This is a genomic window from Acinetobacter sp. NBRC 100985 (genome assembly GCF_000241225.1).
GTDB lineage: Bacteria > Pseudomonadota > Gammaproteobacteria > Pseudomonadales > Moraxellaceae > Acinetobacter > Acinetobacter venetianus.
The window spans coordinates 1-257 of record NZ_BAEB01000056.1; the positions used below are offsets into that span (position 1 = coordinate 1).

Below are 257 nucleotides of genomic sequence, written 5' to 3' on the forward strand. Positions count from 1 at the left end.
TAAACTTTCTTGCTGACAAGCCTTTTTTATAAAAAACCATGCATCTGAAAGCTAATGCTTTTTTCGTATACAAATGAAAAATACAGCAATAAAAAAAGAGACTTTAAAAAGTCTCTTTTAAAATTTGGCAGAGGATCAAGGACTCGAACCTTGACGAACGGTTTTGGAGACCGTCATGCTACCATTACACCAATCCTCTATAACCACATGATTGAGCCATTTCTGACTTAACCATAAAAAAAGCAAGATACACTTGC

Annotated in this window: 1 tRNA gene; it reads right to left on the reverse strand. The window is 34.6% G+C overall.

The features are described from left to right. Window positions 1–125 precede the first annotated feature (125 nt). Window positions 126–199 (reverse strand) — tRNA-Trp (locus ACT4_RS15955). Between the last annotated feature and the right edge of the window lie 58 nt (window positions 200–257).